This is a genomic window from Nonomuraea mangrovi, assembly GCF_042681425.1.
In the GTDB taxonomy this organism is placed as follows: Bacteria; Actinomycetota; Actinomycetes; order Streptosporangiales; family Streptosporangiaceae; genus Nonomuraea; species Nonomuraea mangrovi.
The window spans coordinates 455,629-481,140 of record NZ_JBHUFV010000015.1; the positions used below are offsets into that span (position 1 = coordinate 455,629).

The 25,512-nt window shown below is 69.4% G+C and carries 21 protein-coding genes; 12 read left to right on the forward strand and 9 right to left on the reverse strand.

Features of this window, described 5'->3' with window-relative positions; genetic code table 11:
• Positions 1 to 52: 52 nt before the first annotated feature.
• Positions 53 to 1,642: a penicillin-binding transpeptidase domain-containing protein gene (locus ACFSKW_RS09605; protein ID WP_379571316.1), complete on the reverse strand. Its 1,590-nt coding sequence runs from the start codon at positions 1,640 to 1,642 to the stop codon at positions 53 to 55.
• Positions 1,643 to 1,728: 86 nt separating this feature from the next.
• On the opposite strand from ACFSKW_RS09605, the gene ACFSKW_RS09610 reads away from it, so the two are divergent.
• The 3 genes from ACFSKW_RS09610 to ACFSKW_RS09620 are packed head-to-tail and all read left to right on the forward strand — an operon-like array spanning position 1,729 to position 5,498.
• Positions 1,729 to 2,664, forward strand: a complete 936-nt coding sequence (locus ACFSKW_RS09610) for a LysR family transcriptional regulator (RefSeq protein WP_379571318.1) — start codon at positions 1,729 to 1,731, stop codon at positions 2,662 to 2,664.
• On the forward strand, positions 2,661 to 3,503 hold the full coding sequence (locus tag ACFSKW_RS09615; RefSeq protein WP_379571320.1) for a serine hydrolase: 843 nt from the start codon (positions 2,661 to 2,663) through the stop codon (positions 3,501 to 3,503). The genes ACFSKW_RS09610 and ACFSKW_RS09615 overlap by 4 nt, the downstream gene beginning before the upstream one ends.
• A 57-nt stretch (positions 3,504 to 3,560) precedes the next feature.
• Positions 3,561 to 5,498: an acetoacetate--CoA ligase gene (locus ACFSKW_RS09620; protein WP_379571322.1), complete on the forward strand. Its 1,938-nt coding sequence runs from the start codon at positions 3,561 to 3,563 to the stop codon at positions 5,496 to 5,498.
• Between the two features lie 77 nt (positions 5,499 to 5,575).
• On the opposite strand, the gene ACFSKW_RS09625 is transcribed toward ACFSKW_RS09620, so the two are convergent.
• Together ACFSKW_RS09625 and ACFSKW_RS09630 are read right to left on the reverse strand one after the other, a co-directional pair.
• A complete protein-coding gene (locus tag ACFSKW_RS09625) occupies positions 5,576 to 6,214 on the reverse strand; it encodes a GNAT family N-acetyltransferase (RefSeq protein ID WP_379571324.1) in 639 nt (212 codons plus the stop codon).
• A 180-nt stretch (positions 6,215 to 6,394) separates the two neighbouring features.
• Positions 6,395 to 7,792: an FAD-binding oxidoreductase gene (locus ACFSKW_RS09630; RefSeq protein ID WP_379571326.1), complete on the reverse strand. Its 1,398-nt coding sequence runs from the start codon at positions 7,790 to 7,792 to the stop codon at positions 6,395 to 6,397.
• Positions 7,793 to 7,968: 176 nt separating this feature from the next.
• Between ACFSKW_RS09630 and ACFSKW_RS09635 the strand changes: the two genes are divergently transcribed.
• Entirely contained in the window at positions 7,969 to 9,153 is a 1,185-nt protein-coding gene (locus ACFSKW_RS09635; RefSeq protein WP_379571328.1) for an RNA-guided endonuclease InsQ/TnpB family protein, read from the forward strand.
• A gap of 112 nt (positions 9,154 to 9,265) precedes the next feature.
• Here the strand turns inward: ACFSKW_RS09635 and ACFSKW_RS09640 are convergent, their stop codons facing one another.
• From ACFSKW_RS09640 to ACFSKW_RS09655, 4 genes are all read right to left on the reverse strand, one after another.
• A complete protein-coding gene (locus ACFSKW_RS09640; RefSeq protein ID WP_379571330.1) occupies positions 9,266 to 10,726 on the reverse strand; it encodes an NADH-ubiquinone oxidoreductase-F iron-sulfur binding region domain-containing protein in 1,461 nt (486 codons plus the stop codon).
• The gene (locus ACFSKW_RS09645) at positions 10,723 to 11,409 is read right to left on the reverse strand and encodes a hypothetical protein (RefSeq protein WP_379571332.1); all 687 of its coding nucleotides are present in this window, start codon (positions 11,407 to 11,409) and stop codon (positions 10,723 to 10,725) included. Before ACFSKW_RS09645 ends, ACFSKW_RS09640 begins: the two co-directional genes overlap by 4 nt.
• Before the next feature lie 62 nt (positions 11,410 to 11,471).
• Positions 11,472 to 13,010 (reverse strand): DUF1996 domain-containing protein, encoded by a 1,539-nt coding sequence (locus ACFSKW_RS09650; protein WP_379571334.1) that lies wholly within the window; start codon positions 13,008 to 13,010, stop codon positions 11,472 to 11,474.
• On the reverse strand, positions 13,007 to 13,627 hold the full coding sequence (locus ACFSKW_RS09655; RefSeq protein WP_379571336.1) for a DUF4142 domain-containing protein: 621 nt from the start codon (positions 13,625 to 13,627) through the stop codon (positions 13,007 to 13,009). The genes ACFSKW_RS09650 and ACFSKW_RS09655 overlap by 4 nt, the downstream gene beginning before the upstream one ends.
• Before the next feature lie 130 nt (positions 13,628 to 13,757).
• Here ACFSKW_RS09655 and ACFSKW_RS09660 point away from each other — a divergent pair, with 130 nt between their 5' ends.
• The 5 genes from ACFSKW_RS09660 to ACFSKW_RS09680 all read left to right on the forward strand — a co-directional run bounded on the left by ACFSKW_RS09660 (position 13,758) and on the right by ACFSKW_RS09680 (position 20,902).
• Positions 13,758 to 14,288 (forward strand): sigma-70 family RNA polymerase sigma factor, encoded by a 531-nt coding sequence (locus ACFSKW_RS09660; protein ID WP_379571338.1) that lies wholly within the window; start codon positions 13,758 to 13,760, stop codon positions 14,286 to 14,288.
• Entirely contained in the window at positions 14,288 to 14,488 is a 201-nt protein-coding gene (locus ACFSKW_RS09665; RefSeq protein ID WP_379571340.1) for a zf-HC2 domain-containing protein, read from the forward strand. Before ACFSKW_RS09660 ends, ACFSKW_RS09665 begins: the two co-directional genes overlap by 1 nt.
• A 90-nt stretch (positions 14,489 to 14,578) precedes the next feature.
• Positions 14,579 to 15,358: a tryptophan 2,3-dioxygenase gene (locus tag ACFSKW_RS09670; protein WP_379571342.1), complete on the forward strand. Its 780-nt coding sequence runs from the start codon at positions 14,579 to 14,581 to the stop codon at positions 15,356 to 15,358.
• Between the two features lie 44 nt (positions 15,359 to 15,402).
• Positions 15,403 to 20,280, forward strand: a complete 4,878-nt coding sequence (locus ACFSKW_RS09675) for an NAD-glutamate dehydrogenase (protein WP_379571344.1) — start codon at positions 15,403 to 15,405, stop codon at positions 20,278 to 20,280.
• A 121-nt stretch (positions 20,281 to 20,401) separates the two neighbouring features.
• Positions 20,402 to 20,902: a GNAT family N-acetyltransferase gene (locus ACFSKW_RS09680; protein WP_379571346.1), complete on the forward strand. Its 501-nt coding sequence runs from the start codon at positions 20,402 to 20,404 to the stop codon at positions 20,900 to 20,902.
• A 272-nt stretch (positions 20,903 to 21,174) separates the two neighbouring features.
• Here the strand turns inward: ACFSKW_RS09680 and ACFSKW_RS09685 are convergent, their stop codons facing one another.
• Positions 21,175 to 22,164 carry a DUF8094 domain-containing protein gene (locus ACFSKW_RS09685; RefSeq protein WP_379571348.1) on the reverse strand — a complete coding sequence of 330 codons (990 nt, stop codon included), beginning with the start codon at positions 22,162 to 22,164 and terminating at the stop codon, positions 21,175 to 21,177.
• A gap of 46 nt (positions 22,165 to 22,210) precedes the next feature.
• On the opposite strand from ACFSKW_RS09685, the gene prfB reads away from it, so the two are divergent.
• On the forward strand, positions 22,211 to 23,323 hold the full coding sequence (gene prfB, locus ACFSKW_RS09690; protein WP_379571350.1) for a peptide chain release factor 2: 1,113 nt from the start codon (positions 22,211 to 22,213) through the stop codon (positions 23,321 to 23,323).
• 162 nt (positions 23,324 to 23,485) lie between these two features.
• Here the strand turns inward: prfB and ACFSKW_RS09695 are convergent, their stop codons facing one another.
• Positions 23,486 to 23,662 (reverse strand): hypothetical protein, encoded by a 177-nt coding sequence (locus tag ACFSKW_RS09695; protein ID WP_379571352.1) that lies wholly within the window; start codon positions 23,660 to 23,662, stop codon positions 23,486 to 23,488.
• Positions 23,663 to 23,876: 214 nt separating this feature from the next.
• On the opposite strand from ACFSKW_RS09695, the gene ftsE reads away from it, so the two are divergent.
• Together ftsE and ftsX are read left to right on the forward strand one after the other, a co-directional pair.
• A complete protein-coding gene (gene ftsE / locus ACFSKW_RS09700) occupies positions 23,877 to 24,566 on the forward strand; it encodes a cell division ATP-binding protein FtsE (RefSeq protein WP_183649839.1) in 690 nt (229 codons plus the stop codon).
• Between the two features lie 19 nt (positions 24,567 to 24,585).
• On the forward strand, positions 24,586 to 25,497 hold the full coding sequence (gene ftsX, locus ACFSKW_RS09705) for a permease-like cell division protein FtsX (protein WP_379571354.1): 912 nt from the start codon (positions 24,586 to 24,588) through the stop codon (positions 25,495 to 25,497).
• The last annotated feature ends 15 nt before the right edge of the window (positions 25,498 to 25,512 follow it).

The following is a 25,512-nucleotide window of genomic DNA, read 5'->3' on the forward strand; positions in this document are numbered from 1 at the left end:
CCACATCCGCACGGCGGCGCCCCGCGAGAGCCGGGCGCCGTCGTGCGACCTCTCAGCTGGACGTGTCGAGGTTGTTCAGGAAGCGGGCGGCGACCGGAGCCGCGACGGCCGCTCCCGCTCCCGCCCCCTCGACGATCACCGCGAAGGCCAGGTCCTCCTGGTACCCCACGAACCACGAGTGCGAAGGCGGTTCCTTGCCCGAGCCGTACTCCGCCGTGCCCGTCTTGCCCGCCGATCCAGGCGGGAACCGGACCGCGTGGGCCGTACCCTCGCTGATCACCGCGGGCATCAGGTCACGCAGCGCGCTCACCACCTTGGGTTCCAGCTTGCGCGGCGCCGACCCGCCGGCGGGGAGCAGGTCCGCGGGGACGAGCCGGGGCGGGCGCCAGGTGCCGTTGGCGATGGCGGCCGCGACGGTGGCCATGTTGAGCGGGCTGGCCAGGACCCGCCCCTGGCCGATGGAGGCGGAGGCGAGGTCGGTGTCGTCCTTCGGGTCGGGGAACTCCGCCCGGACGGCCGGCACGCCGGGCGTGATCGGCGCTCCGAACCCGAAGCTGGCCGCGACCTCGCCCAGCCGCCCGCCGTTCAGCGACGAGACCGCCATCGCGCCGAAGGTCGTGTTGCACGAATGGGCGAAGGCGTCCCTGAACGACAGCGTGCCGTAGTCGTGGAACCCGGCGTTGTGGAAGGGGAAGCCGCCGATGTTCTGTTCGGGCGGGCACGTGACGGTCTTGTCGGGCGCGACGCCGTCGGCGACGAGGGCGGAGGCGGTGACGACCTTGAACGTGGAGCCCGGCGGATACTTGCCGAGCAGCGCCCTGTTGAACCCGCCCGGCTGGTTGACGGCGGCGAGGATCTCGCCCGTCGAGGGGCGTAGCGCCACGAGCGAGGCGGGCTTGGTGACGCCTTCGAGCGCGTCGGCGCCCGCGCGGTGGACGCGCAGGTCGATGGTGGTCTTCAGCGGCTTGCCCTCGGTGGCTCCCTTCTCCGCCACCGTCTCGACGAGCTTGCCGTCCCTGTAGAGGTTGAGTTTGGTGGAGGCGCTGCCGGCGAGCCGGTCCTTGTAGGTCTCCTTGAGCCCGTCGACCAGTTGCTGGACCGATCCGGGCGCGTCCGTGCCGTCGATGCGCGTGCCGTCGGCGGCGCTGACGGCGGCGGTCTCAGGCTTGTCGGTCACCAGCTTGAGGACGGCCTGGTGGCCGAGCGACGGGTGGATGGCGGTGGTCGACCAGTCGAGCTTCCACGCGCCGTCCCATTCGCCGACGTGGAGCTTGCCCTCGTAGGTCCAGTCGACGGCCCCCTTGAGGGTGGCGGTGAACGGGACGACCCTGCCCTCCTCCGACTCCCTTGCGGGCTCGCCCACCTCGAAGGCCGCGGAAGCGATCTTCAGGTCCTTGAAGAAGCGCTGGTAGGCGCCGGTGAAGTCGGGAGGAGGTTCGTGGACGAGCGCCCGCATGGCCGGGTAGTCCCGCCTGGACCAGGCGGAGAGGAACGCCTCCGCCGTCTCTTCGGGGGAGCTTGTGGTGCGCGTCACCCAGATCACCCCTCCCCCGACGAGGAGCGGCGCCAGGATCCCCGCGGTGACCAGCGGCCACTTCTTCCTGCGCCTGCGCTCCACTCTGAGGTTGCCGAGTTCGTGCATGGTGGTGAGCAGACCAGACGCTCGCTGGGCTGTCCAATATGGATATCAAACTACCATTCATCCGGTTTTCGATATCATTCCTGATCGTGGACCTTGTGCGCCATCTCTATTACTTCACGGTCGTGGCCGAAGAACGTCACTTCGGCAACGCCGCGATCCGCCTCGGCATGGCCCAGCCCCCGCTCAGCCAGCGCATCAAACGGTTGGAGGAGGAGCTGGGCGCGCGGCTGTTCGACCGCTCGTCCCGCCAGGTCAGGCTCACCGAAGCCGGACGGCTGCTGCTGCCCGAGGCGCGCGAGGTGATCGCCCGCGTCGACCGCCTTCGCGAGCTGGTACGCCACGGCGAGGCTCGCACGCTCAAGGCGGCACTGCCTCCCGACCTCGGGGCGACGGCCATCGCCGCGCTCGTGGCGCGCTTCCGCGAGGAGAATCCCGGGCTCAGGCTCGTCCCCGCCGAGATGTGGACGGCCGACCAGGTGACCGCGCTGACCGACGGCACGATCGATGTCGGCGTCGTCCGCCACCCCGTCACCGCGCCGGGCCTGCGCTTCGGCGAGGTGCTCGTGCAGACGCCCGGCGTGCTGCTGGCCGAGGCCGACCCGCTGGCCGCGACCTCCACCGTGCACCTGCAGGACCTGGCCGACAGGGAGCTGCTGCTGTTCCCGCAGGAAGGCGAGCCTGGGGCGCATGCCGAGACCCTGTCCGACTGCCGCAGGCACGGCTTCGTTCCTCTGGAGGTGCATCATGGGATCGGCCTCGGGCTGGTGCTCGCGGGCTCGGCCGTCGCCTTCGGGCCCAAGACGGCCGAGCAGCTGGCGCCGCAGGGTGTGGTCTGGCGGCCGCTGCTCGGCTCGCCGCTGACCTGGCGGGTCTCGACGGCGTGCAGGGCGCAGACGCCCGAGGTGGCGGCTTTCGCGGCGGCGGCCGTACGAACGCTGAAGGAGAGTGCCGGGATGACCGAGGAAGGCGTGGCGCCCGCGCGGCAGGTCAGGAGGCGTCCAGCGATGGGGTTCCTGGCATGAACATGGAGGAGCTCTTCAGGCTGGCGGGTGTGGCGGGCTGGCTGCACGCGATCGACATCGACGGGGGCGCCGAGGTGTCCTTCCGTGCGGACGAGCTGGTGCCGATCGCATCGGTGTTCAAGGTGCCCGTGCTGGTCGAGCTGGCCCGGCAGGCGGACGCGGGCGTGCTCGACCCGCGCGAGCCCGTGACGATCACCAAGCGCACGTTCGGTGACACGGGTGTGGGCGCCATGCTCGACGATGCGACGATGTCGCTGCGCGACCTCGCCTACCTCATGATCGCGGTGAGCGACAACACCTCGGCGGACGCGATCACGGCCAGCATCGGACTGGAGAGCGTCAACGCGATGCTCGACGGCTTCGGGCTCGGCAAGACCCGCGTGATCGACGACTGTGAAGGGCTGCTCACGAAGATCAGGGAGGACGCCGGCGGCGAATGGCCGGTGGTCGACCCCGAGTCGCTCGCCCGGCTGCGGGCGCTGAACCCCCTGGCCACCAACAGGAGCACCCCGCGCGAGATCACCCGCCTGCTGTCCATGATCTGGCGGGACGAGGCCGCCTCCGCCGAGCAGTGCGCGTGGATGCGGCGCCTGCTCGGGCTGCAGGTGTGGCCGCACCGGCTGTCGTCCGGCTTCCCGTACGACGACGTGGCGGTCAGCGGCAAGACCGGGACCCTGCCGACGCTGCGCGCCGAGGTGGGGGTGGTGGAGTATCCCGACGGTGGACGCTACGCGGTCGCCGTCTTCACCCGTTCCTTCAGTCCCGCGCTGAACCAGCCGCGCGCCGACGCGGTCATCGGTACGGCCGCGCGTATGGCTGTGGACCACCTACGCGGGTAAGGGGATGTGTGGTCAGCGGTGATGACTTTCCGTTCAGGCGGCGACAGGATGGGACACATGGTTGCTGAAGGTGCACTGCTGTGGGAGCCGACCCCGTCGGTGGTCGCGAACGCGAGGATCACCCGCTATCTCGAAGACATCGGGCGTGACGGCTACCGGGACGCATGGCAGTGGTCCGTCGAGAACCCCGAGGAGTTCTGGACGTCGATCTGGGACTACTTCGGTGTGATCGGTGAGCGTGGTGACGGGCCCGTCATGACTGGGACGATGCCGGGCGTCGAATGGTTCACCGGAAGCTCGCTGAATTATGCGGAGAACGCTCTCAGCCGCGACACCGGCACCGCCGTGATCTTCCACTCGGAGGACGGCACGCGCCGCGTCATCTCCATGGCGGAGCTGCGCGAGGAGGTCGCGCGGGTCAGGCAGGGCCTGGTCAAGCTGGGTGTGCGCAAGGGCGACAGGGTCGCTGGCTACCTGCCGAACATCCCGGAGGCGCTCATCGCCTTCCTGGCCACCGCCTCGCTCGGCGCGATCTGGTCAGCCGGATCTCCCGATTTCGGTGTGCCCAGCATCGTGGACCGTTTCACGCAGATCGAGCCGAAGGTGCTGATCGCCGTGGACGGCTACCGCTACGGCGGAAAGTCCTTCGACAGGTCGGCCGCCGTCGCCGACATCGCCGCCGCGCTGCCCTCCCTGCACGCGACCGTGTGGATCCCCTACCTGGCCACGGCGGCGGACGGACTGCCTCCTCAGCAGGGCGAGTCCGCGCCCACCCGCGCGGCCGCCGTCCCGCACGGCCATACGCTCGGCTGGGAGGAACTGCGCGCCGAGCAGGGGCCGCTGGAGTTCGAGCGCGTGCCGTTCGGCCACCCGCTGTGGATCCTCTACTCCAGCGGCACGACGGGGCTGCCCAAGCCGATCGTCCACGGGCACGGCGGCGTGGTGCTCGAACACCTCAAGTCGCTCTCCTTCCACCAGGACCTGGGGGAGGGCGATGTGTTCTTCTGGTACACCACCACGGGCTGGATGATGTGGAACTACCTCATCGGCGGGCTGCTGGTGGGATCGAGCGTGGTGCTGTACGACGGGGCGCCCACCGACCTGTGGGCGATCGCGGCGGCCGAGAGCGTCACCTACTTCGGCACCGGCGCGCCGTACATCGTCTCGTGCATGAAGAACGACAAGCGGCCCGGTGACCTTCCGGCGTTGAAGGGCGTCGGGTCGACGGGCTCGCCGCTGCCGCCCGAGGGGTTCGCGTGGCTCGCGGAGGCCCTGCCCGGCGTGCCGGTGGGCTCGTTCTCCGGCGGCACCGACGTGTGCACCGGGTTCGTCGGGGCCACGCCGCTGCACCCGATCAGGGCGGGCGTCATCCCCTGCAGGTCGCTGGGCGCGCGGGTGGAGTCGTTCGACCCTTCGGGCAAGCCCGTCGTCGGCGAGGTGGGCGAACTGGTGCTGACGCAGCCGATGCCGTCCATGCCGGTGATGTTCTGGAACGACCCGTCGGGGGAGCGGTACCGCGACAGCTACTTCGACGTGTACCCGGGCGTTTGGCGGCACGGCGACTGGATCAAGATCGAGGAGGACGGCTGCTGCGTGATCTACGGGCGCTCCGACTCGACCCTGAACAGGGGCGGCGTGCGCATGGGGACGAGCGAGTTCTACCGGGTGGTGGAGCGGTTCCCCGAGATCGCCGACAGCCTGGTGATCGACACGGGGCAGCTGGGGCAGGAGGGACGCCTGCTGCTGTACGTGACGGTGGCGTCCGGAGAGGTGACGCCCGAGCTGGAATCGCGGTTGAAGACGGCGCTGAGGGAGGAACTGTCGCCGCGCCACGTCCCGAACGAGATCATCGCGGTGCCGGGGATCCCGCGGACGCTGTCGGGCAAGAAGCTGGAGGTGCCGGTGCGCAAGATCCTCCTGGGAACGCCGGTGGACCAGGCGGCCAACCGCGACGCGATGGCCAACCCCGAGGTGCTGGAGCACTTCAAACCCTGATCGTCGGACGACGATCCCTGGAAGGCCGACGGCCGCCGTCGCCGACGCGAGGGCGGCCGTTCCGCTGGGGCCCGAGGTCAGGCGGAGGTGGCGTCGAACAGGGGCAGGCAGGCTTCGAGTCCGTGGATCGAGACGTCCTCGGCGGGCGTCCAGTCGTCACGGGACATGCGGAACCTGAGCGTGGTGGCCGGCTTCCCCTGACGGTTGTGGATCTCGACCCCGTCCTCCCGGTACCCGAGCTTGCGCGTCACCCCCAGCGACGGCAGGTTGTCCTCGAACGCCTCCGTCCTCGCGTACCGCGCCCCCAACCCGTTGAAGGCGAAGTGCAGCGCCGCGCGCCGCATCTCGGTCCCGATACCCTTGCCCTGGAAACGCTGCCCGATCCACGACCCGGTGTGGACCTCACGGGTGATCGCGAAGTCCTTGCCCGTGACGCCCTGGCTGCCGATAACCTCGCCGTCGAGGAACACCGCGAACTCGCACCCCCACGATTCGGGCGTCCAGGCGCCCCACGTGCGGAAGTGGTACTGGATGGTGGAACGGGCGCGCTCGTCGGGCGAGGCGTCCGTCCACGGGACGAAGAACGGCATGAACCCCGCCTCGTGGACGCCCTCCGCCGCCCTGTCTCCGAGGGCGTCGAGCTCCGCGAGACTCGGCAGGCGAAGCTCCAGCCTGGGCGTACGGATGGACAGCTCGAAAAGCGGCAGATGACGCATGCGCTCCATTATGGCCATCCACCGGCGACGGCGATCTACATTTTTCCCGCCCCCGCCCCCGCCCCCGCCCCCGCCCCCGCGCCCGCGGCACCGGGCGCAGACCCTCGCCGACAGCGCCCACAGGGGCCGAGGCCGGCTCCGGGCTCCAGGAGGGTGCGCGCGGTGGAGATCGACGGGGAGCTACACACCCTGGGGGAACGCGAACAGCCGTCCGGGGTCGTAGGCCGCCTTCACCGCCGACAGCCTGGCCGCGTTCGCCCCGTAGTAGGACTGCCGCCACTGGGCGATGTCGGGGTCGATGTAGTTCACGTACGCGTGCTCCCCGAGATGCGGCCCCATCGCCTGGCGGGTGCCGCGCAGCCACGCCCGGTCGGACCCGTCGGCGTAGTACTGCACGCTGAACAGCGCCTGCCGGTGCGGGAAGGCCGTCGCGTCGGAGCGCACCCTGCCGATCGCGCCGCCCATCGCGTCGATCAGCACCGAGTGACCGCCGGGGCGCGCGACGCGCGCCACGAGCTCCTTGGCCGCCGCCGTGGTCAGCTTCGCGTAGGCGAGGTGCGAGGAGGCGACGAAGGCCTCGCGCGGCATCTGGCGGCACTGCGCGACCGTCCTGCTCGCGCACCCCGCCATGATCATGGTCGCCGCCGTGTAAGAGCGTTCCACGACATACCGGGACGACGGCGCCCCCGTCACCCTGAGCAACTCGTCGAGCAGCTTCGCGCAGCCCGCCCTGCCGCCCAGGTAGAGCCCGCCCACCTGCACGTCCAGGCCGCTGGAGCTGCGGGTGAGGTGGAGGTTGGACCACATCGCGTCAGGGGCGGTGGGCGCCCACGACTGCCACGCCTTCACCACCGAGGCCGCTCTCGACCACGGCCAGTGCAGGAAGAACACCGTGACGTCCCTGGTCGGGTGGGTGCGGAAGGTGAAGGAGACGGCCACGCCGAAGTTGCCGCCACCGCCGCCCCTGCACGCCCAGAACAGGTCGCTGTGGGTGTTCTCGTCGCAGGTCAGCACCCGGCCGTCGGCGGTCACGATGCGTACGCTCTGCAGCGCGTCGCAGGTCAGGCCGTACATCCTGGACACGACGCCGATCCCGCCGCCCAGCGTGAGCCCGGCCACGCCGACGGTCGGGCAGGTGCCGGCGGGGATGCTGACGCCCTTGGCGTGGAGCCGGTCGTAGACGTCGATCAGCTTGGCTCCCGCGCCGACCGTCGCCAGGCCCGAGCGGTGGGTGACGGTGTTCATCCGCGACACGTCGATGACCAGGCCGAGGCCCGTCGACCAGCCGGCGTAGGAGTGGCCGCCGGAGCGGGAGGTGAGGGGGATCCGCTCCCTGCGGGCGAAGGCGAGGCAATCGGCGACGTCCGACGGTGTGGCGCAGTAGGCGACGGCGCGTGGCCTGACCGTGTCGAAGGTGGGGTTGTAGAGGCGGCGGGCGGCGTCGTATCCGGCGTCGCCCGGCCGTACCAGCCGGCCGTCGAGGCCTCTGCCGAGCGCCGCCCAGTCGGGCGCGCCCACCGCCGGGGCGGTGCCCAGCGCCCCGAGGGCGGCGGTGAGGAGGAAACTGCGACGGTCCATCAGATCCTCCCGAGGGGACCGGCGGCTTCAGCCGTCGAGGGAATTGGGGGCGGGAGGGCCGCCAAAGCCCGAGCGTGCCCTGATCTGCCTGGTCCGCGCATCGCAGATTTCCTTCCGGGTTTTGTCGGTGCCTGGCGATAGCGTGGTGTTCTCGTTGCCGAGCGTGGGAGGTGGGTGTGCGCAGGTCGTTCAAGTTCCTGCTGCGTCCCACGAGCAAGCAGGCCGCCGCGCTCGCGCAATGCTTGGAGGACCATCGCGAGCTGTACAACGCCGCTCTTGAGCACCGCCGCACCGCCTACCGACGCGCAGGCGTCACGATCCGATACGGCGACCAGTCCGGCGAGTTGAAGCACATCCGCGCCGACGACGCCGACGGGCAGGCGCGCTGGTCGTTCTCCTCCCAACAGGCCACCCTGCGCCGCCTGGACAAGGCGTACGCGTCGTTCTTCAAGCGGGTCCGTGAAGGCCGCACGCCGGGCTTCCCGCGTTTCAAGGGGCGCGGCTGGTTCGACACGGTGGAGTGGCCCAAAGACGGCGACGGCTGCCGCTGGGACTCCCAGCCCGAGCACCCCACCACCACCTACGTGCGGTTGCAGGGCATCGGGCACATACGCGTACACCAGCACCGCCCGGTCCGGGGCACCGTGAAAACGATCAGCGTGAAGCGGGAAGGCTCCCGCTGGTACGTGATCCTGTCGTGCGACGGTGTGCCCACGCAGCCGCTCCCGGCGACCGGCGCGGTAGCCGGGATCGACATGGGCGTGGCCTCGCTCGTCACGACCAGCGACGGAGACCACCTGGCCAACCCCCGTCACTTGGCAGCCTCCGCCGACCGGCTCGCCGCCGCCCAGCGGGACCTGGCCCGGAAGAAACCCAGATCCAACCGCCGCCGTAAGGTGGTCTCCCAGCTTGCCGCCCTGCACGCGAAGGTGCGGCGTCAGCGCCTCGACGGAGCGCACAAGGCCGCCCTGCACCTGGCCCGCCGCTATGACGTGATCGTGCACGAGGAGCTACGCATCGCGAACATGACCCGGTCGGCGTCCGGCACCCTCGAAGCACCTGGCCGGATGGTCGCTCAAAAGTCTGGTCTGAACAGGTCGATCCTGGACGCGGGTTGGGGGGTGTTGCTGACGATCCTGTCGCACAAGGCTGAAAGCGCCGGTCGAGAGCTGATCGCGGTGAACCCCGCCAATACCTCCCGCGCATGCGCCCGATGCGGGCACTGCGCGAGGGAGAACCGCCTCACCCAGGCCGAGTTCGCCTGTACGGCGTGCGGGCATACCGCACACGCCGACGTGAACGCGGCCGTCAACATTCTCAGGGCAGGGCTTGCCCTTCGCCGGGCTGCGGAAGCGGCTTAGCGAGAAGCCGCTCCCTTCGGGGAGCGGAGGAGTCACGTGATCTCCCTGAAGTCGTCCTGCTGAACCGAAGGATGAGACGCACGAAGAGAGCGACTGGTTGGTCACATTCGGATCACTGGCCCGACACCAGACGGAGGGCGAGAGCGGGACACATCTCCACCGCCCTTCGCGCGTCCCTGCCCATCCAGCCGGGCACCTCGCGGAAGGACGGGTAGCCGTGGTCGTCCAGGTCCACGAACTCAGGCAGCAGGTGCGCGCACAGACCGTGCCCCTGGCAGCGGGTCCAGTCGACGTCGAGCTGGTAGCGCGGCTCGTCCTCCGCCTCAGGAAGCGGCAGCGCGCCGCGGATGGGCCGCCCGCACGAGACGCGCTCCTCGTGGCGCTCCACGTCCAGGGCGAAGGCGTCCAGCGCCGACAGCACGAATCTCGCGGTCCCGTCGGGGTGGAAGCAGGCGCCTCTGCGCTCCACCGATCGGACGGCACGCCGCACGTCGTCGGCGGAGCCCGAGCCCTCGGTGAGGGCGCACAACGTCCTGGCGACCTCGGGCAGCCCCAGACGGCAGGGGCCGCACTGCCCCGACGACTGGGCGGCCAGGTAGGCGGTGACCCTGGCCACCTCGCCCAGTGGGCAGGTCGTCGTGGGAAGCGGCACCACGATCCCCGCCCCGAGCACGCCTCCGGCAAGCCGCATCCCCTCGCGGGAGACGACGGCGCCGGCGGCGGCCTCGGCGCTGAGCCACGCCCCGTGATAGCCGCCGACCAGCACCCCTTCGCCCGGGTCGAGCCCGCATTCCTCCAGCACGGTGGCCAGCGGGACGCCCGTCATCACCTCGACGACCGCCTCGCCGCCCACGGTGAGCAGGACGGTGCCCGGCTCGCGCGGCGTGCCCACCTCGGCGTACCCGATCGCGCCCAGCTCGGCCAGGACGGCGAGCTGGGCGAAGGTCTCCGCGTTGGACAGCAGTGTGGGCAGGCCGCCGACGCCCTCCTCCGTCGCCCTGCGCCTGCGCCCGGCGGGGACGGCGTCGAGCCCGTTCACCCCGCGGACGACCGCGCCGCCCTCGCCGCTGATGAACCGCTCGGGCAGGCCGACCACGCGCATCCGCCCGCCGTACCGTTCGGCGGCTCCTGACACGGTCGCCGCGCGGCGTTCCTCCAGTGCCGCGATCATGGAGGCGTGCGCCACCTCCCCTTCCACGGTGGCGATGACCACCTCGCGCGCCCGCAGCGCCTCGGCGGCCAGGAGCGCGCCGTCCAGCACCAGGTGCGGGGTGCGGACCAGCAGCATCGAGTCCTTGGCGCTGGCGGGCTCGCCCTCGACCGCGTTGACCAGCACCACCCTCTCGCCCGGCGCCACCGCGCGGAGTTTGCGCGCGAAGGGGAACGCGGCCCCTCCGCGGCCACGCAGGTCCACCTCCTCGGCCAGGGCGATCAGCGTGTCGAGCTCGCGCCGCGCGGGCTCGCCGTGCAGCGCCCTGTGCGCGGGCAGGTCCAGCCGCCTGCAGTGGTCGAGGCCCGCCGTGAGCCTGGCCGGCGCGAGCCTCAGCACGCGCGGCACCCTGTGCGGAATCATCCCGCCCTCCTTCTGCGCAGGTCATCCAGGCTGACCAGCTCACCGACGACCACGGGCTCCTCCACGACCTCCGGTACGGCCGGCGGCCTGCGAAGCGTCGCGACCGCCCTGATCAGCAACGCGGACACGACCGCCGCGAGACAGGCGACGTAGGACCAGGCCACCCACCCGGCGGGAGCACGGCCCGCGGTCAGCCCGTGCAGGATCGCGGCGGGCCAGGCCAGATAGGCGGCGCCGTGCAGCACCCGCCACATCCACGGCCGCGGTGTGTGCGCGAACCAGCCGCGCGTCACCCCCGTCGTCGTGGCCAGCGCGAACAGGGCCAGCGCGATGAGGCCGGTCAGTGAGGAGGCCTTCAGCGCGGCGTGGACGAGCAGGAAGGCCATCCCCGTCGCCGCGCCGACCCTGTGGGCCAACTGGGCGCGGATCCTGTTGGGGGCCGAGAGGAAGACGCGCTCGGTGGTGATGAGGCCGAGCGCCACGGTGGCGGTCAGCGTGACGAGGGCGAACACGCCCACGTAGAACTCCAGGAAACCCAGGCCGCTGTTGAGCAGCTGGACACCGCGCTCGGTGCGGGCCAGCGCGACGGCCGACAGGATCAGCGCGGTCACCGACGCGGTGGCGCCCAGGCGCATCTGCCTGGTGTCCAGACCCGCGTGGCGCGGCTGCTTTCTGTGGAGCATCGATTCCCTCCCAGGGAGATGGGTGAGGTGTGCCGCCCGGGAAGTCGTCGACGGTGAACCCGCTAGCAGCGCCTGCCGCGGTTGATGCAGTTCACGACGAAGGACATCAGCCGGTCGGGCATGACGTTGGCGAAGTCGGCATGGTCGGTGACCGGGTTGTGCAGCTGCTCGGGAAAGGCGTCGAGCGCGTAGGACGGGCCCTGGGGCACGCTGTAGGTGAGGATCATCCGCAGCTGCGGCACGGCTCTCATGCCCTGCGGGCAGCCGCCGCCCTGGCCGGGGAAGACCACGTGGGTCCTGTGGTTGGCGCTGTCGGTGTTCTGCCCGTCCCAGCAGCTGGGGAAGTCGAGCACCCTGACCACGAGGCTGCCGCGCGGGCACAGCGGGTACTTGGTGGTGATGCGGTTGGTGAAACCGGTGCACGTCCACGCGGCGCGCGCGTTGGCGCCGCCGTTCGTGGCCGCCTTGGCGTCACCGGTGATCAGCCTGAGGAAGCGGGGCATGGCGCTGACCCTGCTCGCCGCGTTGCCGCGGAACTGCATGATCGCCTGGCGGGGGCGCAGCACCTGGCCGACGTTGCCGTCGGGGTCGTTGAGATTGACGTCGACCTTCCTGTTTCTGAGCACGGGCCAGAAGTAGGTGGATCTGTCGTCGAACCTGCACGTGGTGCCCGCCGCGGCCAGCGACTGGTCGGTGGAGAAGCCGTCGGTGGACACGTTGCCCACGTAGTCGTGCAGGTGGTGGGCGCCGTTCGAGACCCCGGGGGCGACGATGAAGTTGTCGGGGTTGTTGTGGCGGTTGCCGTTCGTGCCGCACTGGGAGACGAACGTGCCCCTCGAGCCCGACCTGAGAGTGGACAGGAGGTTGCCGCCCGGCTGGACGTCGCGGATGTTGACGAAGTCGGTCACGAACGGGCCCAGGTCTGCGCAGTCCTGCCCACCCTCGGAAGGGGTGGGGGAGGGGGTGGGGCGACCTCGTCGTGCGTTCTGCGGTTGCTCGGACTCGGTGGGCTGGGCCTCGGGCGGGTCCTGGTTCCGGGGGTCCTCTTGGCTCTGCTGGTCGTCCGGGTTCTGGGGATCGCGCTGGTCCTGCCGGCCTGCCGGGTCCTGCTGGTCGCGCGGATCCTGCGGGTTCTGTGAGTTCTGTGGGTTCTGCTGGTTCTGCGGGGCCTGCTGGTTGCCGGGGTCCTGCGGGTTTCGCGGATCCTGTCCTGTACGGCGGTCGCCGTTCCCTGCCACGGTCGGCGACGGGGTGGGGTCGACCGGGCTGAGCGCGCCGCCTGTCTGCCCTTGGCCCTGGTCACCGTTCTGCCCCTGGTCCTGGCCCTCTCCCTGATCCTGGCCCTGCCCTTGGCGCTGGTTCTGCCCCTGCTGGTTCCGCCCCTGCTGGTTCTGCGCCTGCTGGTTCTGCGCCTGCTGGTTCTGCCCCTGCTGGTTCTGCCCCTGCTGGTTCTGGCCCTGCTGGTTCTGTTCGGGGTGCCCTGCGGGGTCGCAGTGGTCGGCGAAGGCGGGGATGGCGGGTATGACGGCCGCGGACACCATGCCGCCGGCCACCAGGGCCAGCGACGACATGGCCGCGGCCAACCGTCTGGATGCGATCACTGGTTCTCTCTCCTTGAATCGGCCGCCGCGATGGCGACGGGAGCGGGCGAAGGCGTGGGAGGCTCAGGGAGCGCGTCGTAGTCGACCAGCCCCGTGCTCTCCAGCAGCGTCATGTGCTTGAGCACGAACGCGTTGGCCGTCGTGGCGAACTTCCTGATTTCGTCGTTCCTGGTGCCGGCCCTGACCAGGGCGATCACGCTGAAGACCTTGCCGTGGGCGGCCCGCAGCAGGTTCGCGAAGTCCTTGTCGTAGGCGGCGCCGGTCTTGGTGGACAGCTGGGCCATCCAGCGCTGCTGGTCGGCCGTCGGCTGGCTGGGCAGCACCACGCCGAGGCGTGAGGCGACCGCGATGACCTCCTTGTCGAGCTTCTGGTGGTCCTCGACCAGGTGCTTGCCGACGTCCTTGACGCGCGCGCTGAGCGCCCGCTGCTGGGCCTGCTGCCCGGTGGGGATCTCCCAGAGGCCGGCCTGCCGTACCTTGATCAGCAGATCCTGGTCGGACGTGGTCGGCGCCACCGGCGAGGTGAGGGCGGCGGGCCCCGGCATGACCAGCAGCACCGTGACCACGGCCGCCATGGCGAAGCCCCCCAGCAGGAGCAGCTCTCCGGTGGCGGGCATGCGGCGTAGAAGCCTGTGCATGGTCGGAGGTACGCGCTTCCGACGGAGCAGGTTCACGGCAAGTGTCGAGATAGTCAGAAATGACTGGAGTTATCGGAGTGACTACCGAGGCGATAACGAAGGTGTAAAGATGTGCCCCGTGCTAGGTCACCTCGACGACATGGAGCACCGAATACAGGCGCTCTATGAGCAGTTCGGCGGGCCTTTACTCCGCCACGTGCGCAAGACCACAGGGAACGATCTGCAGTGGGCCGAGGACGTCGTGCAGGAGACGATGGTCAGGGCCTGGCGGCACTCCGACCGGCTGCAGTGGGAGCCCGGCCTTGTCTGGGCGTGGCTGCTCACCGTGGCCCGCCGCATCGTGATCGACGGAAGACGCCGCAAGAGCGCCCGGCCGCACGAGGTCGAGCCGCCAGAGGTGGACACCGTCGCCGTTTCCGACGGCTGCGATCGGGCGCTGTCGGCGATCGTGGTCGCCGACGCGCTGCGAAGCCTGTCGCAAGAACACCGCGAAGTCATCGAGCAGACTTATCTAAGGGATCGTACGATTAGTGAAGCGGCGGAGATTCTGGGGATCCCGCCTGGCACGGTCAAGTCAAGGCTCTATTACGGGATCAGGGCTCTGCGGGGGCTGCTGCGGGACAAGGGGGTTGCCGGCTGATGCATCCGGAGGTGGCTGCCTACGTGCTCGGAGTCCTCGATGAGGCTGATCTTCAGGAGTTCGAGCGCCACCTCGACTCGTGTGAGCGGTGTCAGACCGAGCTGAGGGAACTGCGAGATGTTCCCGATCTGCTCGACAACCTCAAGCTCCAGACCTCGGCGTCGGAGGATGACGACCCCCCTATACCTATGTCACGTTGACGTCTGTGGGCTTTTCGGGTGATATCGGGTACGTCCGGTCAACGAGGACCGGGCTGTTGGGGGAGGTGCCCGGTGGTGGGGACAGGAGCCATGCCTCCTGACCGGAGTTTCGGCGAGGAGGGCGCACGCCTGTCCTACGGCGGATACCTCCGGCTGCCCGCCCTGCTCGAACAGCAGGAACCCCAGTCCTCCGTTCCCGACGAACTGCTCTTCATCACCGTTCACCAGGTCTACGAGCTGTGGTTCAAGCTGCTGCTGCACGAGCTGGAGGGCGCGAGGGCCGCGATGGTCGCGGGCGAGCTGTGGCAGGCCAGGCATCTGTTCAAACGGGTCCACGCCGTCGAACGCGTCCTCGTCGAGCAGGTGGAGGTCCTGGAGACGATGACGCCCCAGGACTTCCTCGAGTTCCGCTCGAAGCTGGCGCCCGCCAGCGGGTTCCAGTCGGTCCAGTTCCGCGAGCTGGAGTTCCTGTCGGGAGCCAAGGACCCCCGTTATCTCCAGCGGATGCGCAACGCCAGCGCCGCCGAACTCGCCAGACTGCGCAGCAGGCTGGACGAGCCGACGCTGTGGGATGCTTACCTCACCGCCCTCTCCCAGCGCGGCCTCGCCGTCTCCGATGAGGAGATCATGGCCTCGTTGCTGGTCGTGGCGAGGGACCGCAGGACGCACGACGACCTGTGGCAACTGGCCGAGGATCTGCTGACGCACGACGAGACGTGCGCGTTGTGGCGCATGCGTCACGTCCAGATGGTCGAACGGCAGATCGGCACCAAGTCGGGCACCGGTGGCTCGACCGGCGCGCCGTACCTCCGGGAACGCACGCGCCTGTACTACTTCCCCCTGTTGTGGGAACTAAGAGGCTGGTTGTGACCAGCTTCCGATATGGCGACCCCTCACAAAGGAGTGAGAGCGAAATGCCGCTCGACGAGGCCAAGGATGAGCTGCTCCAGAACGCCGCGCAGGTCAGCGCGGCAGGCAGCGGCGACCACGGGAGCCCCGAGGAGGCTCTGGCCTACCTGCGCGTCTACTACCGGCACGTGGCGGCCGACGACCTGCTCGATCGCGACCCGGTCGACGTGTACGGCCCCGCGATGTCGCACCGGCAGCTTGCCGAGGTGCGGCCGCAGGGCAGGGCGGTGGTGAGGGCCTACACGCCCTCCGTCGAAGAGAACGGCTGGGACCCGGGCCATTCCGTCGTCGAGGTGGTCACCGACGACATGCCCTTCCTCGTCGACTCCGTCACGATGGAGCTCGCCAGGCATGACATCGGTACCCATCTCGTCGTGCACCCGCAGCTGCGGGTCCGCCGCGACATGACGGGCCGCGTCCTCACCCAGGGCCAGGAAGACGTCACGGGGATGATGCTGGTCGAGTCCTGGATGCACATCGAGATCGACAGGCAGGCCGATCCCGAGGTGCTCAGGTCGATCGAGGCCGACCTGCTGCGCGTGCTGTCCGACGTGCGGCACGCGGTCGAGGACTTCCGCAAGATGCGGGCGCTGGCCGTGCAGACGGCCGAGGACCTGTCGATGAACCCGCCGCCGCTGGAGCCCGCCGAGGTGGAGGACAGCCTCGACCTGCTGCGCTGGCTCGCCGACGGGCACTTCACCTTCCTCGGCTACAGGGAGTACCGCCTGGAGGAGTCCGACGAGGGCACCGCGCTGCGCTCACTGCCCGGCGCGGCTCTCGGCATCCTGCGCGCCGACAGACCGGGCTCCGAGAGCTTCTCCGCGCTACCCCCGGAGGTGCGCGCCAAGGCCCGCGAGAAGCAGCTGCTGATCATCACGAAGGCCAACTCGCGCGCCACCGTGCACCGGCCCGCCTACCTCGACTACGTCGGGGTCAAGATGTTCTCGCCCGAAGGCGAGGTCATCGGCGAGCGCCGCTTCCTCGGCCTGTTCACCCACGTCGCCTACAACGAGTCGATCTCCAGGATCCCCGTGTTGCGGCGCAAGCTCGCCGAGGTGCTCGACCACGCGGGGCTGACCCCCGAGAGCCATGACGGCAAGGATCTGATCGAGATCCTCGAGACCTACCCGCGTGACGAGCTGTTCCAGACGCCGGTGGACGAGCTGGTGCCGATCGCGCTCGGCGTGCTGCGCCTGCGCGAGCGCAAGCAGGTCAAGCTGTTCCTGCGGCGCGACGACTACGGCCGCTACATCTCGTGCATGGTCTTCCTGCCCCGCGACCGCTACACCACCAAGGTCAGGCTGCGGATGCAGGAGATCCTGCTCAAGGCGCTGGGCGGCAAGTCGCTCGACTACAGCGCCATGATCGGCGAGTCGGCGCTGGCCAGGCTGCACGTCGTCGTCCGCGGCGAGCGCGGGAAGCCGCTGCCGCACGTCGGGGTCGACCTGGAGGAGCTGGAAGCGCGACTCGCCGCGATCACCAGGTCGTGGGAGGACGACCTCGCCGCCGCCATCGGCGAGATGACCACCGAGGAGGAGGCTCCCCAGCTCGTCAGGCGCTACCACTCGGCCTTCCCCGAGGGGTACAAGGCCGACTTCCCGCCCAAGATGGCCGTCGTCGACCTGCGTCGCCTGGAAGAGCTGGACGGCAAGCCGGACGAAGAGATCGGCATCAACCTCTACGAGCCGTACGACGCGGCCGAGGGCGAGCGGCGCCTGAAGATCTACAAGCTCGGCTCGCCGATCTCCCTGTCCCACGTGCTGCCGCTCATCCAGCGGCTCGGCGTGGAGGTGGTCGACGAGCGGCCGTACGAGATCGACCGCGACAACGACCCCGCCACCAAGAACGCCTGGATCTACGACTTCGGGCTGCGCTACACGCCGTCGGAGGACGTCGACCGCAACGCCTTCAAGCGGCTGTTCCAGGACGCGCTGCGCGCCCTGTGGACCGGCGACGTGCAGGCCGACAACTTCAACGCCCTGGTCCTGGCGGGCGGCCTGACCTGGGAGCAGGTCGAGATCCTGCGGGTCTACGCCAAGTACCTGCGCCAGGCGGGCACCACCTTCAGCCAGCGGTACATGGAACGTGTGCTGGTCGGCAACGTACGGCTGTCGCGACTACTGGTGCGGCTGTTCGAGGCCAGACTCGACCCGAAGCGCTCCGACGACGTGCGCGCCGATCTCGCCGAGGCGCTGCACGAGGAGATCCTCGGTGCGCTCGACGAGGTCGCCTCGCTCGACGAGGACAGGATCCTGCGGGCCTACCTGGAGATGATCCAGGCGACGCTGCGGACCAACTACTACCAGGTGGGGCACGACGGGCGGCGTAAGCCGTACATCTCGCTGAAGGTCGACCCGCAGGCGATCAGCGTGCTGCCGCTGCCGCGCCCGCGTTACGAGATCTTCGTCTACTCGCCCAGGGTCGAGGGCGTGCACCTGCGCTTCGGCAAGGTCGCGCGCGGCGGCCTCCGCTGGTCCGACCGCATGGAGGACTTCAGGACCGAGATCCTCGGCCTGGTCAAGGCCCAGATGGTGAAGAACACCGTCATCGTGCCCACAGGGTCGAAGGGCGGCTTCGTCGTCAAGCGCCCGCCCGCCTCGGGCAAGCGCGAAGAGGTCATGGCCGAGGGCATCGCCTGCTACCGGATGTTCATCTCCGGCCTGCTCGACCTCACCGACAACCTGGTCGACGGCAAGGTCGTGCCGCCCGCCGACGTCGTACGGCACGACGGCGACGACCCCTACCTCGTCGTCGCGGCGGACAAGGGCACCGCGACCTTCTCCGACATCGCCAACAGCGTCTCCGCAGAGTACGGCTTCTGGCTGGGCGACGCCTTCGCCTCCGGCGGTTCCATCGGCTACGACCACAAGGCCATGGGCATCACCGCGCGCGGGGCGTGGGAATCGGTGAAGTACCACTTCCGCACGACCGGCGTCGACGTCCAGACCACCGACTTCACCGTGGCCGGCGTGGGCGACATGTCGGGCGACGTCTTCGGCAACGGCATGCTGCTGTCCGAGCACATCCGCCTGGTCGCCGCCTTCGACCACCGCCACATCTTCATCGACCCCGATCCTGAAGCCGCGCGCTCCTTCGCCGAGCGGCAGCGCCTGTTCGACCTGCCGCGCAGCTCGTGGGCCGACTACTCCACAGAGCTGATCTCGGCGGGCGGCGGAGTATTCCCGCGCACCGCGAAGTCCATCCAGATCACGCCACAGATGCGGGCGGCGCTCGACCTGCCGTCCGACGTCAACAGCATGCCGCCGAACGACCTCATCAGCGCGGTCCTGCGGGCCCCGGTCGACCTGCTGTGGAACGGCGGCATCGGCACCTACGTGAAGGCCTCGACGGAGTCGAACGCCGACGTCGGCGACAAGGCCAACGACGCGCTGCGCGTCAACGCGGGCGATCTGCGCTGCAAGGTGATCGGCGAGGGCGGCAACCTGGGCTTCACCCAGCTGGCCCGCATCGAGTTCGCCCTGAACGGCGGGCTGGTCAACACCGACTTCATCGACAACTCGGCGGGCGTCGACACCTCCGACCACGAGGTCAACATCAAGATCCTGCTCGACCAGGTCGTCCGTGACGGCGAGCTCACCGACAAGCAGCGCAACCAGGTCTTCACCTCGATGACCGAGGAGGTCGCCGGCCTGGTTCTGCGTGACAACTACGCGCAGAACGTCGTCCTGGCCGCGGCCCGCGCGCAGGCGCCCGAGATGCTCCACGTCCACGCCCGCTACCTGCGCCGCCTGGAGCGCGAAGGGCTGGTCAACAGGGAGCTGGAGTTCCTGCCGTCGGACAAGACCCTCGCCGAACGCCGCCAGGCGGGCATCGGCCTGACCGCGCCCGAGTTCTCCGTGCTGCTGGCCTACACCAAGCTGGTGGCCGACGCCGAGCTGCTCGGCACCGACCTGCCCGACGACCCCTACCTGGCGTCGTGGCTGGTGTCGTACTTCCCCTCCGCCCTGCGCGAGCGTTTCCGCACCTACATGGACGCCCACCCGCTGCGCCGCGAGATCATCACCACCTGCGTGGTGAACGAGCTCGTCAACTCGGCGGGCACGACGTTCATGTTCCGCTTCGGCGAGGAGACCGGCGCCTCCACCCAGGACATCGTCCGCGCCTACCTGGTCACCAGGGAGGTCTTCGACCTGGCCAGCTTCCACCGCGGCGTCGAGGAGCTGGACAACAAGGTCGACTCCCGCACCCAGCTGGCGATGCTCCTGGAGTCGCGCAAGCTCACCGAGCGCGGCACCCGCTGGCTGCTCGCCAACAGGCGCCCGCCGCTGGAACTGGCGAGCTCGGTGAACTTCTTCGTCAAGGGCGTCAACGGCCTGCTCACCCACCTGCCCAAGCTCCTCACCGGGCCCGACCTGCTCGCCTACGAGGAGCGCCGCGACAGCTTCGTCGCGAAGGGCGTCCCGTTCGAGCTGGCCGAGAGGGTCGCGGCCATGGTGCCGGCCTACTCCACCTTCGACCTGGTGGAGATCTCCTCGGTGACGGGGCAGCCCGTCAACGAGGTCGCCGAGGTCTACTTCGACCTCGCCGACCGGCTCCAGTTCGCCCGCCTGCGCGAACGTGTCATCGCCCTGCCGCGTGACAACCGGTGGAACTCGATGGCCCGCTCGGCCCTGCGCGACGATCTGTACGCCGCGCACGCCTCCCTCACCCGCGACGTTCTGGCGCACAGCACGCCGGGCTCGTCGCCGGAGGAGCGGCTTGCCAGGTGGACGGAGGTGAACTCGGCGGCGGTCTCCAGGGCGAGGCAGACGCTGTCGGAGATCTGGGAGAGCGACAACTTCGACCTGGCCACCCTGTCGGTCGCGCTGCGGGCGATCCGCACGCTGGTGGCGACGAGCAGCCTGCCGCCGCACGAGTCCTGACGGCAGGGATCCGAGCCGGGGCGCTCCGCGCGCCCCGGCTCGGGCCGGCCCGCAGGGGCGAAAACGGCGCGGTCGTCGACTCGATCGAGCGGGGATCGCCGGCCTCGGTAGCCTGACGGACGTGGACCACATCCTCACCACCGAGCGCCTGGCCCTGCACCCCGTGACCCCACGGGACCACGCCGGGTTGCTCGCCCACTGGACCGCGGGGGACGTACGGAGGTTCCTTTTCGACGGGGCGATCCTGTCTCCCGAAGAGATCACCGAGGCCATCGAGGACAGCACACGGAGCTTCGCCGCCGCCGGGCACGGCCTCTGGCTCATCAGGGAGAAGGGCGGGGACGATCTGATCGGTACGGCGGGGCTCAGGCCGCTGGAGGACCTCGGCCTCGAGGTCTTCTACAGCCTGGCGCCTGCCGCGTGGGGCAGGGGCTACGCCACCGAGGCCGCTCGCGCCGTGGTCGAGCACGCCCTCGGCCCGCTCGGTCTGCCCGAGGTGCTGGCCGAGGTGGACGAGGGCAACGTCGCGTCGGTCGCGGTCGTCGAACGGCTCGGCATGACCGCTTTCGAGTCGGTGCCAGGCCTGCTCGGCCCGATGACGCGCTACCGCAGGAGTCGCTGACCTGGCGGCGGCTCAGGCCGCCGCCGGCGCGGGCCTGAGCACGCGGGCGAAGCGCACCACCCGCTCGGCCTGGGCGCGGGCGACCAGGCGACCGGCGCGGGTGGCCGGCCGTACTGACCGATGAGGGCCTGGAGGCGCTGCGCGCGGCCGCCTCGCCGCACGTGCGCAGTGTGCGGGCGAACCTCATCGACGTGCTCACGGCCGACGAGCTCCGGCAGTTGACGTCGATCAGCCAGAAGCTGCTCGATCACCTCGACGCATGAGGGCGCCGGTCAGGTGCCGTTGGCCCTCGTGATCGCGCCGTCGTAGCCGATCACCGTGGCCGCGGCGGCGGGCGGCAGCGCGGCGACGTACTGCTGCGTCTCGTAGATCTTCGTGTCGTGGCTGTAGGAGTCGCGCGCCAGCGCCCATCGGCCGTCGGGCGGGATGGGCAGGAACGGGTTGACGAACACGACGTTGGTCATCGACGTCGTCCTCAGCAGGGAGTACTGGACCAGCGCACCGCCGTCCACGGTCCGCAGCGCGTAGACGGGGAAGTCCGCGGGAGTGAAGATCGAGTCGTAGCGGAACCCGTCGGTCTTGGCGTCCGTCCTGTTGTCGGCGATCGTGGCGGCCGTCTCGGTCGTGTAGATGCCGGGTGCGACGAGGTTGGCCGCGATGCCCGCGGGCCCGCGCTCGGCGATGGTGGCGTGGAGCGGGGCGACGTAGCGCGGGCTGATCTGGACGCTCTTGTCGTCGAGACCGACGGTCTCGGCGTAGCCCGCCGCGTCGCGCTTCATCTCGGGCAGCTTCTCCCCGGGCATCAGGAGCGAGAGCGAGCTCAGCCGCCAGTCGGTGCCCTTGGCGAAGGTGAGGACGGCGGTGCGCCCGTCGCGCGGGACGACGACGGTGAACCACAGCGGCTCGTCGGGGCGCAGCCTCGGCACGAGGAAGGACGGGGCGCCCCAGGCGTAGCGGGCGGGACGGTCGCGGGTGGAGGCGTACTCGGCGTTGGCCAGATCGGTGCGGCCGTCGCGGGTGATCTCCCTTGCCAGCCGCCGGTCACCGGCGGCGCGCAGCAGGTCGTCGGTGAGGATGTACTCGGAGAAGGCGTTGGCCGCCTCGCTCAGCGAAACCCCCGGAGCGGTGGTGGGAGTGGGGGTGACGGACACGGTGGCCGCCACGGGAGAGGGCTGCGGCGCGCCCGAGGCAGAGCAGGCCGTCGCCGCGGCCAGCACGCCGGCGGCGAGAGCCGCCCATCCACGCCGCCCGTATGCACGCACCTCGCCATGTTATGGGGTGCGCGCAGGTCGCGTACCCTTGGTAGACGTGGCAGACATCGATCCGGCAGAAGAGATCAACGCGCTCGCGGGCACGCTGCGGAGCATTCAGGACGTTCTCGACCTCGACTCCATGCGCAAGCAGGTCGAGGAGCTGGAGCAGCAGGTGGCCGCGCCCGATCTGTGGGACGACCCTGAGCAGGCCCAGAAGGTCACCAGCAAGCTGTCCCACCTGCAGGGCGAGCTCAACCGCGTCGAGGCGCTCGGTCGCAGGATCGACGACCTGACCGTCCTGTTCGAGCTGGCCGCCGAGGAGGACGACGCCGACACCAAGGCGGAGGCCGACAAGGAGCTGGCCGCGCTCCGGTCCGACATCGGCGCGATGGAGGTCCGCACGCTGCTGTCGGGCGAGTACGACGCCCGCGAGGCGCTCGTGACGATCAACTCGCAGGCGGGTGGCGTCGACGCGGCCGACTGGGCGGAGATGCTGCTGCGCATGTACCTGCGCTGGGCCGAGCGCAAGGGCTACTCCACGGAGGTCTACGACACCTCCTACGCCGAAGAGGCGGGCATCAAGTCGGCGACGTTCACCATCAAGTCGCCCTACGCCTACGGCACGCTGCGCGGCGAGCACGGCACCCACCGGCTGGTGCGCATCAGCCCCTTCGACAACCAGGGCCGCCGCCAGACCTCGTTCGCCGGCGTCGACATCGTGCCCGTCGTCGAGCAGACCGACCACATCGACATCAACGAGGACGACCTGCGCGTCGACGTCTACCGCTCCAGCGGTCCCGGCGGCCAGGGCGTCAACACCACCGACTCGGCGGTGCGCATCACCCACATCCCGACCGGGATCGTGGTCTCCTGCCAGAACGAGCGCTCCCAGCTGCAGAACCGCGCCTCGGCGATGAACGTGCTGCAGGCCAAGCTTCTGGAGCGCAAGCGGCAGGAGGAGGCGGAGAAGATGTCGGAGCTGCGCGGCGCCTCGACGACCTCCTGGGGCACCCAGATCCGCAACTACGTGCTGCACCCGTACCAGATCGTGAAGGACCTGCGCACGGGTCACGAGGCGGGCAATCCCACGGCGGTACTCGACGGCGACCTCGACGACTTCATCGAGAGCGAGATCCGCTGGATGCGCCGCCAGGAGAGCGCGGAGTAGCTCCCGTACGGCACGCACGCGAAGGCGCCCCCGTGGTCATCGGCGGGCGCCTCCTGCCGTCACGTCATGCGGTCCCTTCACGCGCTCTGCGGCCATGCGGGAACGCATGCGCTCTGCGGGCATGCGGGAACGGCGTGACGGCCTGCCTGCCGTGCGGAGGGGTCAGACCAGGTGCTGGAGCGCGAGCGCGAGGAACAGCAGCGTCAGCAGGGCGATGAGGATCAGCATGGGGGAGATCCCGTGCTGGTGCATCCGCTCACGGTTGGCGCGGCACAGGGCGCAGCGACCCTCGATGACCGGGTGGGCGCACTGGGCGCAGACGAGGTGTTCGCAACTCATGTCACCATCCACTCTAGACGGTTCTCAGGCAACAGAATCGTTTTGTTTCCGTTATGGACGTTCCATGCCAGTCTTCCCCCTAGACTGTCCTGCAGCCAAGCGGAACGTCGATCATCAGTAAAGATGGGCGTCCCCGCTGGCGGGCGGTGGGAAGTGGGCATGTGCCACCCTCATTTCCGTCCCGACCCCTAGACTGGCACGTCGTGATGCGCTCGTGATCCATTTCGATAATGTCACCAAGGTCTACGCGAACCAGAACAGGCCCGCTCTCGACCACGTGTCTGTAGACGTGGACAAGGGCGAGTTCGTGTTCCTCGTCGGTCCCTCGGGATCCGGGAAGTCCACCTTCCTGCGGCTGATCCTCAAGGAGGAGAAGCCCAACTCCGGCGCGATCCACGTCGCCGGCAAGGATCTCGCGAGGCTGTCCAACTTCAAGGTGCCGCACCTGCGCCGCCGTATCGGCTGCGTCTTTCAGGATTTTCGGCTGCTCCCGAACAAGAACGTGTACGAGAACGTGGCGTTCGCGCTCGAGGTCATCGGTAAGCCGAGGCGGTTCATCCGCAAGGTGGTGCCCGAGGTCATCGAGCTGGTCGGTCTCGAGGGCAAGGCGCACCGTATGCCCGACGAGCTGTCCGGCGGCGAGCAGCAGCGAGTCGCGATGGCTCGCGCGTTCGTCAACAGGCCTATGATCCTGCTGGCCGACGAGCCGACGGGAAACATCGACCCCGCCACGAGCATCGGCATCATGAAGGTGCTCGACCGGATCAACAGGACCGGCACCACTGTCGTCATGGCCACGCACGACGCCGCCATCGTCGACTCCATGCGCAAGCGGGTCGTGGAGCTGGAGGACGGCAAGATCGTCCGCGACCAGTCGCGTGGCGTCTACGGCCAGGCGTACTGACAGGAGTTATAGGCAGAACATGCGGGCGAACTTCATCCTCTCCGAGGTCTGGATCGGCCTCCGTCGCAACCTGACCATGACGATCGCGGTGATCGTCACCGTGGCTGTCGCCATGGCCCTGCTGGGCGTCGGGTTGATGATCAACGCCCAGGTCGGCCTGATGAAGACCTACTGGTCCGACAAGGTCGAGGTCTCGGTCTACCTGTGCAAGAAGGACTCTCCCTTCCCCTCGTGCAAGGCGTCGCCGAAGGGCGTGGGTGAGGCCGAGCAGGCGCAGCTGCAGACGCAGCTGCAGGCGGTGCCCAATGTCGAGAAGGTCATCTTCGAGGACCAGAACATGGCCTTCGACAACTTCAAGAAGACGCAGTCGAGCAACTCGATCCTGGCGCAGGTCGTCGACGTCAACGACATGCCGGAGTCGTTCCGCATCAAGCTGAAGGACCCCGACCAGTACGGGCCGGTGATCGCCGCCGCCAAGGGGATGAAGGGCGTCTCCACGGTCATCGACCAGCGGGCACAGCTGGAGAACTTCTTCGGGATGCTGGAGAAGCTCCGCTACGCCGCGCTTGCGGTGGCGCTGATCCTGGTGCTCGCGGCGATCCTGCTCATCGGCAACACGGTGCGGCTCTCGGCGTTCAACCGGCGCAGAGAGACGGGCATCATGCGGCTGGTCGGCGCCTCCAACCTCTACATCCAGCTGCCGTTCGTGATGGAAGGTATGATCGCGGGCCTGGTCGGCGGCGTGGTGGCGGCGGTCATGCTGATCGTGGCGAAGGTCTTCCTGTTCGAGGGGACGACCTCGGCGTTCGCCGCCAACAGCCAGCTCGGATGGAACGACGTGGCTCAGGTCATCACCTTCACGATGATCATCGGCGTGGTGATCTGTGTCCTGGCGTCGTTTGTGACGCTTCGCCGTTACCTGAGGGTCTGACGAACCCGGGTAAGG

What these genes read in the sequence shown, in the direction of transcription:
- ACFSKW_RS09645 (WP_379571332.1), bottom strand. Translation starts at nt 11,409, where the DNA reads ATGCTCCACAGAAAGCAGCCGCGCCACGCGGGTCTGGACACCAGGCAG.
- ACFSKW_RS09625 (WP_379571324.1), bottom strand. Translation starts at nt 6,214, where the DNA reads ATGCGTCATCTGCCGCTTTTCGAGCTGTCCATCCGTACGCCCAGGCTG.
- ACFSKW_RS09660 (WP_379571338.1), top strand. Translation starts at nt 13,758, where the DNA reads ATGTGCCCCGTGCTAGGTCACCTCGACGACATGGAGCACCGAATACAG.
- ACFSKW_RS09630 (WP_379571326.1), bottom strand. Translation starts at nt 7,792, where the DNA reads ATGGACCGTCGCAGTTTCCTCCTCACCGCCGCCCTCGGGGCGCTGGGC.
- ACFSKW_RS09615 (WP_379571320.1), top strand. Translation starts at nt 2,661, where the DNA reads ATGAACATGGAGGAGCTCTTCAGGCTGGCGGGTGTGGCGGGCTGGCTG.
- ftsX (WP_379571354.1), top strand. Translation starts at nt 24,586, where the DNA reads ATGCGGGCGAACTTCATCCTCTCCGAGGTCTGGATCGGCCTCCGTCGC.
- ACFSKW_RS09620 (WP_379571322.1), top strand. Translation starts at nt 3,561, where the DNA reads ATGGTTGCTGAAGGTGCACTGCTGTGGGAGCCGACCCCGTCGGTGGTC.
- ACFSKW_RS09695 (WP_379571352.1), bottom strand. Translation starts at nt 23,662, where the DNA reads ATGAGTTGCGAACACCTCGTCTGCGCCCAGTGCGCCCACCCGGTCATC.
- ACFSKW_RS09605 (WP_379571316.1), bottom strand. Translation starts at nt 1,642, where the DNA reads ATGCACGAACTCGGCAACCTCAGAGTGGAGCGCAGGCGCAGGAAGAAG.
- ACFSKW_RS09640 (WP_379571330.1), bottom strand. Translation starts at nt 10,726, where the DNA reads ATGATTCCGCACAGGGTGCCGCGCGTGCTGAGGCTCGCGCCGGCCAGG.
- ACFSKW_RS09670 (WP_379571342.1), top strand. Translation starts at nt 14,579, where the DNA reads ATGCCTCCTGACCGGAGTTTCGGCGAGGAGGGCGCACGCCTGTCCTAC.
- ACFSKW_RS09665 (WP_379571340.1), top strand. Translation starts at nt 14,288, where the DNA reads ATGCATCCGGAGGTGGCTGCCTACGTGCTCGGAGTCCTCGATGAGGCT.
- ACFSKW_RS09675 (WP_379571344.1), top strand. Translation starts at nt 15,403, where the DNA reads ATGCCGCTCGACGAGGCCAAGGATGAGCTGCTCCAGAACGCCGCGCAG.
- ACFSKW_RS09655 (WP_379571336.1), bottom strand. Translation starts at nt 13,627, where the DNA reads ATGCCCGCCACCGGAGAGCTGCTCCTGCTGGGGGGCTTCGCCATGGCG.